Source organism: Saccharomonospora iraqiensis subsp. paurometabolica YIM 90007 (assembly GCF_000231035.2).
GTDB classification, from domain to species: domain Bacteria; phylum Actinomycetota; class Actinomycetes; order Mycobacteriales; family Pseudonocardiaceae; genus Saccharomonospora; species Saccharomonospora paurometabolica.
Genome location: NZ_KI912261.1, coordinates 37,099 through 48,376, shown reverse-complemented (window position 1 = coordinate 48,376; position 11,278 = coordinate 37,099). Strand labels below are relative to the sequence as shown.

The following is an 11,278-nucleotide window of genomic DNA, read 5'->3' as shown; positions in this document are numbered from 1 at the left end:
ACGGTGTCGGCGTTCGCGCCGGTGTATCTGGTGTCCGTGCACGGATGGGAGGCGACCACCGCGGGCGGGTTCCTCGCCGCCGTGCAGGGCGCCGGGGCCCTCGGCAGGCTCGGCGTGGGGCACTGGTCCGACCGGGTCGGCAGCAGGCTCGCCCCGGTCCGGGTGATCGCGGTGGCCGCGGCGGTCGCGATGCTGCTGCTGGCGGCCGGGGACGCGGGGCTGCCGTGGCTCGCCGTGCTCGCGTTGGCCCCGGCCGCGGTGATCACGGTCAGCGACAACGGACTCGGCTTCACCGCCTCGGCGGAGCTGGCGGGCCCGGCGTGGGCGGGCCGCGCGATGGGGGCGCAGAACACCGCCCAGAACCTCACGGCGGCGCTGACCCCGCCCGTCCTCGGCCTGGTCATCGCCGAAGGCGGCGGCTACGCCACGGCCTTCGCCCTCGCCGCCCTCTTCCCCCTCCTGGCCGCCCCGCTGACCCCGGTCACCGCGGAGCCCGCGCGCAGGTGACCGTGAAGGGCACATTTCCTGCGTCCCACGCAGGAAATGTGCCCCTCACGGCACCGGGCGCAGGGAAAGTGCCCCTCACGGAAACACCCGGGGTGCGGGGTCAGTTCGCGTGCAGGCGGGTCTCGAAGTTCTCCACGAGGGTGCGCCAGGTCTTCTGCTCGGCGTCGAACGGCGCGCTCGGGGCGAGCCGGTCCGGGTCGGGGCTGACCACGAAGGACACCAGCCAGCCGAGCCGTTCCGAGCCGGCCAGCGCCTCGTGGACGCTGTCGTCGCCGGCCCAGTCGGCGGCGTCGGTGAGCAGTTCCACCGCGAGTTCCAGCTGACTCGGGTCGATGGCCTCCAACCCGGAGCCGATGTCGTCGGCCAGCCCGGTGAGCACGTAGGTGTTCTCCGGGTCGACGTCCACCTCCAGCTCACCCGCCGTCGCGCTGGTCAGCACCTCGTCCCAGGTGGACACCTCGGCGAGGTCGGTCAGCGCCAGGTCGCCGGGTTCGGCCAGCGCCCGCGCCAGCGCGCGTTCGGAGGGGAAGGTCTCGATGCGGCCGTCGGAGCCGAGGAAGACCGGGTCGTCGTCGAGATAGCACCGCAGGGTGAAGTGCTCCCGGTCGGACGTGACGATCTTGATCGGGTCGATGCCGACCTCGGTCCAGAACCCCGCGGCCTCGTCGGCGTCGTCGGTCCCGTCGGCGGAGTCGGCGGTCTCGTCCGTGTCCGTGGCCTCGCCGGTGGTCGCCGAGCCCCCGTAGACGGCGTCCAGGTCCTCCCGCTCGTCCGAGTCGACCCCGGCCTCGGACTCGGCCGACTCCTCGTGGAAGGCGGCCAGCTCCTCGGTCGTCTGGTCGAGCGTGGCGGAGTCCACCTCCGGCACGGTGATCAACTCGTCGACGGAGTCGAGCACCACGTCCCACTTCTCGGAGACGGTCTGGGACAGGTCGTTCCACAGCCGGGTGCCGTCCCGGCCGGAGAACGGCAGCTGCCCCTGGTCGAGCAGGGAGAACGCCTGGCAGCCGTCCAGGACCTCGTGCACGTCGTCCAGCTCGCACACGTCCGCCAGCGACCGCACGATGTTGACGATCTCCGCGAGCTCGCTCAGGGTCCAGGAGTCGGGTTCGCCCGCCACCATCTCCGGCACGCCGACGAGGTCGAAGCAGTGGTCGTCGTCGGGGATCAGCTCGGGCACGTTGAGGGCGGGCACCGTGTGCCAGGCGGGGTGGTCGACCAGGTCGTGCTCGGTGGCCGTGCGCACGTACGCCGCCAGGTGGGCGGAGTCCCGGAACGCGTAGAGGTCGTCCTCGTCGCCGAGGAAGGCCTCCCACTCCTCGCCGTCCTCCCGCCATCGTGGCGCCCACAGGGTCACCAGATCGCCTTGTGGCAGCCCGAGTTCGATCGGGATGATATCCTGAGCCATTCCGCCCTCCGGGAACACCTGTGCACGTGCCGGTTCACCACTGCGTTCGAAGTCGGCCGTGAAGGCGAAGCCTACGGGTTCCGGCTCCGAACCGCGATCACCCCTCACGCGAAGGGGCCGCCAGTGACACGATCTCAGGCACGATGACTGAACTTCTCACCGACCGCCTTCCCGACGAGGCCGACGCCGAGGGCGCCGACCCCGACGCCCTGTACGACGCCTTCACGACCTGGACCGCCGAGCGGGGCGTGGAGCTCTACCCGGCGCAGGAGGAGGCGCTGATCGAGGTCGTCTCCGGTGCCAACGTCATTCTCTCCACCCCGACCGGCTCGGGGAAGAGCCTGGTGGCGGTGGGTGCGCACTTCGCCGCGCTGGCCGACGGCGTGCGCAGCTTCTACACCGCGCCGATCAAGGCGCTCGTGTCGGAGAAGTTCTTCGACCTCGTCGACACCTTCGGCGCCGACAACGTCGGCATGATGACCGGCGACTCCAGCGTCAACCCGGACGCGCCGATCATCTGCTGCACCGCCGAGATCCTGGCCAACCTCGCCCTGCGGGACGGGGCGGAGGCCGACGTCGGGCAGGTGGTGGCCGACGAGTTCCACTTCTACGCCGACCCGGACCGCGGCTGGGCCTGGCAGGTGCCGCTGCTGGAGCTGCCGGAGGCGCAGTTCGTGCTCATGTCGGCCACCCTCGGCGACGTCTCGTTCTTCGAGTCCGACCTCACCCGGCGCACCGGCCGGGACACCGCGGTGGTCACCTCCGCCGAACGCCCGGTGCCGTTGACCTTCCGCTACGCCACGACGCCCATGCACGAGACGGTGTCCGAGCTGCTGCACGGCGGACTGGCCCCGGTGTACGTGGTGCACTTCTCGCAGGCCGCCGCGGTGGAGCGGGCACAGGCACTGATGAGCATCAACGTCTGCTCCCGTGCCGAGAAGGACGCCCTGGCCGAGGCGATCGGCGACTTCCGGTTCTCCGCGGGGTTCGGCAAGACGCTGTCCCGGCTGGTGCGGCACGGCATCGGCGTCCATCACGCCGGGATGCTGCCGAAGTACCGCCGCCTCGTCGAGCAGCTCGCCCAGGCGGGCCTGCTGAAGATCATCTGTGGTACGGACACCCTCGGTGTCGGCATCAACGTGCCGATCCGCACCGTGGTGTTCTCGGCGCTGACCAAGTTCGACGGCACCCGCCAGCGGCATCTCAAGGCCCGCGAGTTCCACCAGGTCGCGGGTCGTGCGGGGCGCGCGGGCTACGACACCGACGGGCACGTCGTCGTGCAGGCCCCCGAACACGTCATCGAGAACGCCAAGGCGCTGGAGAAGGCGGGCGACGACCCGAAGAAGAAGCGCAAGGTCACCCGCAAGAAGGCGCCGGAGGGTTTCGTCAACTGGACCGAGAGCACCTTCGACCGCCTCGTCGCCGCCCAGCCCGAGCCGTTGACCTCGCGTTTCTCGGTGACCCACGCGATGCTGCTCAACGTCGTCTCCCGGCCCGGGGACGCGTTCGCGCACATGCGGCACCTGCTGGAGGACAATCACGAGGACCGGCCCGCCCAACGCAGGCACATCCTGCGCGCGATCGCCATCTTCCGCGCGCTGCTCGCCGCCGGGGTGGTCGAGCGGCTGGACGAGCCGGACGAGCAGGGCCGGACGGTGCGGCTCACGGTGGATCTGCAGTTCGACTTCGCCCTGAACCAGCCGCTGTCCCCGCTCGCGCTGGCCGCGATCGAGCTGCTCGACCCGGACTCGCCGAGCTACGCGCTGGACGTGGTGTCCATCGTCGAGGCCACGGTGGACGACCCGAAGCAGGTGCTGGCGCAGCAGCGGTTCAAGGCCCGCAACGAGGCCATCGCCGAGATGAAGGCCCAGGGCATCGAGTACGAGCAGCGGATGGAGCTGCTGGAGGACGTCACCCACCCGAAGCCGCTGGAGGAGCTGCTCGAGGCGGCCTACTCGCGTTACCGCCAGGGGCACCCGTGGGTGGCCGACTACGAGCTCTCCCCGAAGTCGGTCGTGCGGGACATGTTCGAGCGGGCGATGAACTTCGTCGAGTACATCGGCCACTACGGCCTCGCGCGGTCGGAGGGGGTGCTGCTGCGCTATCTCGCCGACACCTACGACGCTCTCCGGCGCACCGTGCCCGACGACGCCAAGAGCGAACCGCTGCAGGACCTCATCGAGTGGCTCGGGGAACTGGTGCGCCAGGTGGATTCGAGTCTGCTCGACGAGTGGGAGGCGCTGCGGCACCCGGAGGAGGCCGCGGCCGACGACACCGGCAGGCACACCGTCTCCGAGGGGCCGCAGCCGGTCACCCGCAACGAGCGCGCGTTCCGGGTGCTGGTGCGCAACGAGATGTTCCGCCGGGTGCAGCTGGCCGCCCGCGAGGACTACGCGGCGCTCGGTGCGCTGGACGGCGACTGCGGGTGGGACGCCGGGGCGTGGGAGGACGCGCTGGCGGACTACTTCGCCGAGTACGACGAGATCGGCACCGACGCCGACGCCCGCGGTCCGGGCCTGCTGCTCATCGAGCGCGAGCCCGAGCCGGGCATCTGGCGGGTCCGCCAGATCCTCGCCGACCCGGCCGGCGACCACGACTGGGGCATCAGCGCCGAGGTCGACCTCGGCGCCTCCGACGAGACCGGCACGGCCGTGATCACCGTCACCGACGTCAACCAACTCTGACCCGTCAACTCACGGGCACCACCCGGCAACTCGCGGGCCCGGAGCGGCAACTCGCCGGCCGCCCCGCGAGTTGACGGCTCGGGCCCGCGAGTTGACGGTCCAGGCCCGCGAGTCGGCGGGTCAGGTGCCGAGGGGGTGCCAGACGGTCTTGGCCTCCAGGCAGTTGCGGAGGCGGGCGAGCCCGGGGCGCGCGGTCCAGTCCGGTTCCTCGTCGCCGGTGTCCAGGACCCGTTTCACGGTGTCCGCCGCCGCGCGCGCCATCTCGACCTTCCCGACCGGACCGGCACCGATCGGGTCGAGCGCGTTGACGTCGGCGTGCGAGGCGAGCCACGGGCCGAGTTCGAGTGCGCTGCCGCTGAGCACGTTCGCCACCCCGGCGGGCACGTCCGAGGTCGCCAGTACCTCGGCGAGCGTGACGGCGGGCAGCGGCCGCTCGCCGCTGGTGACGACCACCGCGGTACACCCCGTGGCCAGCACCGGCGCGAGCACGCTCACCAGCCCCAGCAGCGACGACCGCTGCGGGGCCAGCACCCCGACCACCCCGGTGGGTTCCGGTGTGGTGAACGAGAAGTACGGCCCCGCCACCGGGTTGGCCGCGCCCAGCACCGAGGCGATCTTGTCGGTCCAGCCCGCGTAGTACACCCACCGGTCCACGGCCGCGTCCACGACGGCCTCCGCCTTGCGGCCGGACAACCCCTCGGCCTCGCCCACACGGGCGACGAACTGCTCGCGCCGGTCCTGCAGCATCTCCGCCACCCGGTACAGCACCTGGCCCCGGTTGTACGCCGTCGCACCGGACCAGCCGCCGAACGCCTTCCGCGCCGCCGCCACCGCGTCCCGCAGGTCCTTGCGGGAAGCCTGCGAGACGTTGGCCAGGAACCGCCCCTTCGGGTCGGTCACCGGGTAGCTGCGGCCCGACTCGGACCGCGGGAACTTCCCGTCGACGTAGAGCTTGTAGGTCTTGGCCACCTCAACTCGCGACATGCAGATACGCCTCCAGACCCGTCCGGCCGCCCTCGCGCCCGAAGCCGGACTCCGTGTAGCCACCGAACGGTGCGGCGGGATCGAACCGGTTGAACGTGTTGCCCCAGACCACCCCGGCCCGCAGCCGCTCGGCCAGCCACAGCATCCGGGATCCCTTCTCCGTCCACACCCCGGCCGACAGGCCGTAGGGTGTGTTGTTCGCCTTGGCGACGGCCTCCTCCGGGGTGCGGAACGTCAGCACCGACAGCACCGGGCCGAAGATCTCCTCGCGGGCGATCCGCATCGACTGCGCGACGTCGGAGAACACGGTCGGCGCGAAGAAGTACCCCCGCTCCGGCAGCGCACACGGACTCGTCCAGCGCGTGGCCCCCTCGGCGTCGCCGGAGTCGGACAGCTCCCGGATCCGGGCGAGCTGCTCGGCCGAGTTCACCGCGCCGATGTCGGTGTTCTTGTCGAGCGGGTCGCCGAGCCGCAGTGTGGACACCCGGGCCCGCAACCGTTCCAGCAGCTCGTCGGCCACCGACTCCTGCACGAGCAGCCGGGAGCCGGCGCAGCAGACGTGGCCCTGGTTGTAGAAGATCCCGTTGACGATGCCCTCGACCGCCTCGTCCAGTGGGGCGTCGTCGAACACGATGTTCGCCGCCTTGCCGCCGAGTTCGAGGGTCAGCCGTTTGCGCGTGCCCGCCAGCGTCCGCTGGATGCCCTTACCCACCTCGGTGGACCCGGTGAACGCCACCTTGTCCACGCCGTCGTGCTCCACCAGGGCGGCGCCGACGTCCCCGGCGCCGGGCAGGATGTTCACCACCCCGGGCGGCAGGTCGGCCTGCTGACAGATCTCGGCGAACACCAGCGCCGTGAGCGGCGTGGTCTCGGCCGGTTTGAGCACCACGGTGTTGCCCGTGGCCAACGCCGGGGCGATCTTCCACGCCAGCATCAGCAGCGGGAAGTTCCACGGGATCACCTGGCCGGCCACCCCGAGCGGCCGCGGGTCCGGGCCCAGGCCCGCGTGGTCGAGCTTGTCCGCCCAGCCCGCGTGGTAGAAGAAGTGTGCCGCGGCCGTCGGGATGTCGGCGTCCCGCGACTCCCGGATCGGCTTGCCGTTGTCCAACGTCTCCAGCACGGCCAGCTCGCGCGCGCGTTCCTGGAGCAGCCGCGCGATGCGGAAGACGTACTTCGCGCGCTCGGCGCCGGGCATGGGTGCCCAGGTGCGCTCGAACGCCTTGCGCGCGGCCTTCACCGCCGCGTCCACGTCGGCCGGACCCGCCGTGCCGACCTCGGCGAGCACCTCCTCGGTGGCGGGGTTCACCGACTGCAGCGGCGTGCCCGCGCCGTCGACGAACTCGCCGCCGACGAACGGCCGGTACCGCGACTTCAGGCCGGCCACCTCCCGCGACTCCGGCGCGGGTTCGTACTCCCAGAGATTCACGCCCATCAGTCCAATGTCAGGTAGTCGGGGCCGCTGTAGTGGCCGTCCAGCTGGGTACGCCGTTGCAGCAGCAGGTCGTTCAGCAGGCCGGAGGCGCCGAACCGGAACAGCGACGGCGTGAGCCATTCCCCGCCGGCGACCTCGTGCACGGCCACCAGGTACCGCACGGCCTCCTTGGTGCTGCGGATCCCGCCCGCGGCCTTCACCCCGCGCCGGTCTCCGGTGGCCCGGTGGAAGTCCCGCACCGCCCGCAGCAGGACGTGGGTGCCCGGCAGCGTCGCCGCCGGGGACACCTTGCCGGTGGAGGTCTTCACGAAATCCCCGCCCGCCAGCAGCGCCAGCCAGGCGGCCCGGCGGACGTTGTCGTAGGTGGCCAGCTCGCCGGTCTCCAGAATCACCTTCAGGTGCGCCCCGCCGCACGCCTGCCGGACCTCGCGGATCTCCTCGAACACCGCCCCGTACCGGCCCTGAAGGAAGGCGCCCCGGTCGATCACCATGTCGACCTCGTCCGCGCCGGCCTCGACCGCGAGCCGCACGTCGGCGAGCTTGACCTCCCGGCCGGAACGTCCGGACGGGAAGGCGGTCGCCACACTCGCGACGCCGACGCCGCTGCCGGTCAGTGCCTCGACGGCGGTGGACACCAGGTCGGGGTAGACGCACACCGCCGCCGCGGCCGGGGTCTCCGGCCGGTCCGGGTCGGGGCGCCGGGCCTTGGCGGCCAGTGACCGCACGCGGCCGTGCGTGTCGGCGCCCTCGAGCGTGGTCAGGTCCACCATGGAGATCGCCGCGTCGATCGCCCACCGCTTCGCCGCCTTCTTGATGCTGCGGGTGGCCAGGGTCGCGGCACGCTGTTCGAGACCGACCCGGTCCACCCCGGGCAGGCCGTGCAGGAACCGGCGCAGACTTCGCTCGTCGCGGATCGCGTCGGCGAGCTCGGCCGGCAGGGTAGCTGTTGCCATGGCGGAGAGGGTAGCGGTCACGGGGGGCCGGGCCGCGACCTCGGACGGCCGGTGTCCCGCGACCACGGTCCTGTGCAGGCCCGCGGTGTCAGCGCCTGGCGGGCCGCCCGTCCCGTGGCATCGGCAGGACCGGCCGGTCCCGGACCGTCTCCCGCGGCGCGTCGGAGGTGCCCGCCTGCCCACCCGGGGAACAGAACGCCGACACCGCCGCCAGGGTCCAGGACGCGGCCGCGTCCGGAGGGGCCGTCATGTTGCGGTTCAGCACGGCGGTCACCCCCGTCTCCCCGTCCCCGGTGTGCAGGGTGAGCACCCCGAAGCCGGGCAGCGAGCCGTCGTGCCCCCACACATCGGGCCCGTCGGGGCACCAGGGGGCCAGTGGCAGGCGCATCAGGCCGAGCCCGTAGTCCAGCCCGAGGTAGTTGCCCTCGTCGTCGGTGGCGGGCACGGTCTCCTTCATCCGCGCGAGCATGGGGCCGTCGAGGAGTTCACCGCGCAACAGCGCGTCGAAGAAGCGGTTCAGGTCCCGACCGGAGGAGAGCATGCTCCCGGAGCCGAAGTACCGCGAATAGTTGTAGGTGGTGAGGTCGGTCAACGGCGCGTCCGGTCCGTGCAACCGCTCGTACCCTCTGGTCGCCGCGTGCGGGAGCAGCGGGAAGTTCCGCACCGTCGCCGTGTCGGTCAGTCGCAGCGGGCCGGTGATCCGGTGGTGCAGTACCCATTCGTACGGCCGGTGGGTGAGCCGCTCCACCAGCATCGCGAGCACCGTGTAGCCGAGGTTCGAGTACGACCAGTCCGTGCCGGGCGTGAACCGCAGGGGTCTGCCCTCCGTCCCGAGTCGGACCACCTCGGCGGGGTCGAGGCTCACGAACCGTTCGGTGGCCAGCTCCGGCAGCGTGCCCCAGCTGTGCTCGGGAGGGAGGTCCCTGGGCAGGCCGCTGGTGTGCCGGAGGAGGTGCCGCACGGTGATCGGCTCGGGGTACGGGAGAAGGTCCGGGAGGTGGTCGGCGACCGGATCGTCGAGACCCAGCCTGCCCTCCTGGGCGAGCTGGAGCACCAGGGTCGCGGTGAAGGTCTTCGAGACGCTGGCGGCCCGGAACCGTCCGTCCGTCCGGAGGTCGTGGCCGGTCAACACGCGCCGGACACCGCGGTGCACCTGCCGCGGATCCGCACCGTCGGAGACCACGGCGAAGGCGCCCGGGACGCCCGCCTCGACCGCGGCCGCCAATCCCGCCCCGATCCGGCTGTCGCTCCCGTCTCCGGCGGCCGGGTCCGCGGTGGGTGCCGGAGCCGACGTGCCGGGGGCACCGGCGGCCACCGCCGACCCGACGGTGGCGGTGGCCAGCAGGCCGCAGGTCATCAGCACAGCGAGCGCACGGTGACGCCGTCGCATGTCGTTCCCCCAGTTTCCGTGTCGTTGCGGTCGCGGCCGCTGTGGCCGGACTCAGTCGTGTTCGTCCCGTTCGCGGCCCCGCCGCCGCGGCTCGCGGGGCACCCGTTTGACCTCGACCCCGCCCATCAGGGCCAGCCCGTTGATCCGCACGACCGGGGCTCCGGGCGGTGCGGAGTCGGACGCCCCTTTCCTGTTCTTCGTCTCGAACGCGCCCATGAACCCGAGGCCGGTCACCTCGACGACGATGTCGTCGGGGACCGTGATGTCCACACCACCCATGATCGCGACCGCGGTGATGGTGCAGTGCTTCTCGGCGTAGCGGGCCTGCCGCAGGTCGATCTCGACGCCGCCCCAGAACGCGAAGCTGTTGTGCTGTGCGGGCAGCACCCAGTTGCCCTTGCGGTCGGCCCCGGACATCACGGCGATCGAGAACGTCGACCCCGGGGTTCCCCCGATCCGTTGCTCCGGCGGTGCCGCCGCGGCGGGCGGACTGTCGGGTGTCCACGGTGCGACCGAGGCTCCGGGCAGGTCGGTCAGCACCGGTTCCAGCTCGCCCAGCGTTTTCGCCGCGTACACGGTGTCGAGCCGTTCCTCCAGCTCGCTCATCGTGATCCGGCCCTCGCCCAGCGCGTCGTGCAGGGTCCGCGCGACCCGCTCCCGGTCGGCGTCCGAGGCCCGCATGCGCGTGTACTCGCCGTGTCCGGCTTCGTCGTCCACGTGACCAGCCTAGCGAGGCCGACGGCCCGGTTCATCCCCGTTCTCCGCATCCACACCGGGCCGACCCCGCGCCGTTAGGGTGACGGCCATGGATGTGCACGTCGTCGAACACCCGTTGGCCAAGGCCCGGCTCTCCACGATGCGGGACGCGCGCACGGACAGTGCGGCCTTCCGCGCGGCGCTGCAGGAACTCACCGTCATGCTCACCTACGAGGCCATGCGGGAGGCGCCGCTGCTGACCGAGCGCATCCACACGCCGGTGGCCCGGACGGACGGCTTCCGGCTGGCGGATCCACCGTTGCTGGTGCCGGTCCTGCGGGCCGGCCTCGGCATGGCCGACCAGGCGCACAAGCTGATCCCGGACGCGCAGATGGGCTTCGTGGGGCTGGCGCGCGACGAGGAGACTCTGCAGCCGACGCCGTACATGGAGTCGCTGCCCGAGTCGTTGGCGGAGCGCCCGGTCGTCGTGCTCGATCCGATGTTGGCCACCGGCGGCTCGATGGAGTACACGATCCGGCTGCTCACCGGACGCGGTGCCACCGACGTCACCGCCGTCTGCGCGCTCGCCGCCCCGGAGGGGATCACGTGTCTGGAGAGGTCCGAGCTGCCGGTGCGCGTGGTGACCGCGAGCGTCGACGAACGCCTCAACGAGTCCGGCTTCATCGTTCCCGGCCTGGGCGACGCCGGCGACCGGCAGTACGGGCCACTCTGACGGACACGGCGTACGGGGCGCGTGAGCTGCGAAGATCGAAAAAGGGACCCCCCCTTTCGGGTGGGGTTGGGCGGGTATGTAGTGTTTACTTCGTCGCCGGGGAGACCGGACGGGCCCTCCGAGAGGGGGAGTTCGGGTTACTCGGTGGGGGAACATGAACCAAGCTCCCATGGTTGTGGTAGAGTGGGTGTTCCTCACTCCGGGTGAGTGGTCACCCCCTTGAAAGAGCCTTCCGGGGTTGTTGTTAGGGTGGGTGTCGCTCGGAGGGAAAAACCGAGAAAACATCTTGTGGTGTTGTTTGAGAACTCAACAGTGCGCTAGTGATTGTCAGCTAGTAGAGCTTTGATGCCTCACCTGTTTTGGTGGGTGGGGTTTGCCCCTTTTTTGTGGGTTTCTTTGAGACATGTGGGTCTCGGATTTTACTGTTCATTGTTGGAGAGTTTGATCCTGGCTCAGGACGAACGCTGGCGGCGTGCTTAACACATGCAAGT

9 protein-coding genes are annotated in these 11,278 nt (G+C 71.3%); 3 read left to right on the top strand and 6 right to left on the bottom strand.

Annotated elements, in window-relative coordinates:
• The coding region (locus SACPADRAFT_RS29385; protein WP_007024942.1) for an MFS transporter at window positions 1-507 on the top strand (507 nt) is incomplete at its 5' end.
• Between the two features lie 100 nt (window positions 508-607).
• On the opposite strand, the gene SACPADRAFT_RS0222850 is transcribed toward SACPADRAFT_RS29385, so the two are convergent.
• Window positions 608-1,915, bottom strand: coding sequence for a hypothetical protein (locus SACPADRAFT_RS0222850; protein ID WP_007024941.1), 1,308 nt, complete (start codon window positions 1,913-1,915; stop codon window positions 608-610).
• Between the two features lie 143 nt (window positions 1,916-2,058).
• Between SACPADRAFT_RS0222850 and SACPADRAFT_RS0222845 the strand changes: the two genes are divergently transcribed.
• Complete coding sequence (locus tag SACPADRAFT_RS0222845; protein ID WP_007024940.1) at window positions 2,059-4,599, top strand: DEAD/DEAH box helicase; 2,541 nt, start codon at window positions 2,059-2,061, stop codon at window positions 4,597-4,599.
• Between the two features lie 120 nt (window positions 4,600-4,719).
• On the opposite strand, the gene SACPADRAFT_RS0222840 is transcribed toward SACPADRAFT_RS0222845, so the two are convergent.
• From SACPADRAFT_RS0222840 to SACPADRAFT_RS0222820, 5 genes are all read right to left on the bottom strand, one after another.
• Window positions 4,720-5,583, bottom strand: a complete 864-nt coding sequence (locus SACPADRAFT_RS0222840; protein ID WP_007024939.1) for an aldehyde dehydrogenase family protein — start codon at window positions 5,581-5,583, stop codon at window positions 4,720-4,722.
• Complete coding sequence (locus SACPADRAFT_RS0222835; RefSeq protein WP_007024938.1) at window positions 5,570-7,015, bottom strand: aldehyde dehydrogenase family protein; 1,446 nt, start codon at window positions 7,013-7,015, stop codon at window positions 5,570-5,572. Before SACPADRAFT_RS0222835 ends, SACPADRAFT_RS0222840 begins: the two co-directional genes overlap by 14 nt.
• A complete protein-coding gene (deoC, locus tag SACPADRAFT_RS0222830) occupies window positions 7,015-7,968 on the bottom strand; it encodes a deoxyribose-phosphate aldolase (RefSeq protein ID WP_028662691.1) in 954 nt (317 codons plus the stop codon). The genes SACPADRAFT_RS0222835 and deoC overlap by 1 nt, the downstream gene beginning before the upstream one ends.
• A gap of 88 nt (window positions 7,969-8,056) precedes the next feature.
• On the bottom strand, window positions 8,057-9,358 hold the full coding sequence (locus tag SACPADRAFT_RS0222825; RefSeq protein ID WP_007024936.1) for a serine hydrolase domain-containing protein: 1,302 nt from the start codon (window positions 9,356-9,358) through the stop codon (window positions 8,057-8,059).
• Window positions 9,359-9,409: 51 nt separating this feature from the next.
• Window positions 9,410-10,075 (bottom strand): DUF1707 SHOCT-like domain-containing protein, encoded by a 666-nt coding sequence (locus SACPADRAFT_RS0222820; protein ID WP_007024935.1) that lies wholly within the window; start codon window positions 10,073-10,075, stop codon window positions 9,410-9,412.
• 88 nt (window positions 10,076-10,163) lie between these two features.
• Here SACPADRAFT_RS0222820 and upp point away from each other — a divergent pair, with 88 nt between their 5' ends.
• Entirely contained in the window at window positions 10,164-10,787 is a 624-nt protein-coding gene (upp, locus tag SACPADRAFT_RS0222815; RefSeq protein WP_007024934.1) for a uracil phosphoribosyltransferase, read from the top strand.
• Window positions 10,788-11,278 lie beyond the last annotated feature (491 nt).

Excerpts from the sequence above, each read along its gene's own strand:
- SACPADRAFT_RS0222835 (WP_007024938.1), bottom strand. The coding sequence starts at position 7,015 with ATGGGCGTGAATCTCTGGGAGTACGAACCCGCGCCGGAGTCGCGGGAG.
- SACPADRAFT_RS0222840 (WP_007024939.1), bottom strand. The coding sequence starts at position 5,583 with ATGTCGCGAGTTGAGGTGGCCAAGACCTACAAGCTCTACGTCGACGGG.
- deoC (WP_028662691.1), bottom strand. The coding sequence starts at position 7,968 with ATGGCAACAGCTACCCTGCCGGCCGAGCTCGCCGACGCGATCCGCGAC.
- upp (WP_007024934.1), top strand. The coding sequence starts at position 10,164 with ATGGATGTGCACGTCGTCGAACACCCGTTGGCCAAGGCCCGGCTCTCC.
- SACPADRAFT_RS0222825 (WP_007024936.1), bottom strand. The coding sequence starts at position 9,358 with ATGCGACGGCGTCACCGTGCGCTCGCTGTGCTGATGACCTGCGGCCTG.
- SACPADRAFT_RS0222850 (WP_007024941.1), bottom strand. The coding sequence starts at position 1,915 with ATGGCTCAGGATATCATCCCGATCGAACTCGGGCTGCCACAAGGCGAT.
- SACPADRAFT_RS0222845 (WP_007024940.1), top strand. The coding sequence starts at position 2,059 with ATGACTGAACTTCTCACCGACCGCCTTCCCGACGAGGCCGACGCCGAG.